This is a genomic window from Priestia sp. SIMBA_032 (genome assembly GCF_046535215.1).
Taxonomy (GTDB): domain Bacteria; phylum Bacillota; class Bacilli; order Bacillales; family Bacillaceae_H; genus Priestia; species Priestia aryabhattai.
The window spans coordinates 1-231 of sequence record NZ_JAWRXD010001666.1 but is presented as its reverse complement, the minus strand read 5'-3'; the positions used below and the strand labels follow the sequence as shown (position 1 = coordinate 231).

The following is a 231-nucleotide window of genomic DNA, read 5'->3' as shown; positions in this document are numbered from 1 at the left end:
AGGGCAAGACTACTACATTCCAATTCTAAAAAAGCATGGTGATAAAATAAAAATCACCGGAATTGGCCTTTTTAAAAAAGATAAATATATCGGTAAAATTGCGGAAAAAGATATGTTCGTATTTAAAGGACTATTAGAGAAACATAAATTAGATTCACATGAATTTAAAACAGATTCTGCGTACGTAATGATTAATAATATTCGTTCTGTTCCAACTTACGATATAAAAAT

1 pseudogene is annotated in these 231 nt (G+C 28.1%); it reads left to right on the top strand.

Going from position 1 to position 231, the window contains the following annotated elements:
• Positions 1-231, top strand: a pseudogene (locus tag SB717_RS39910) (Ger(x)C family spore germination protein); the annotation flags it as partial.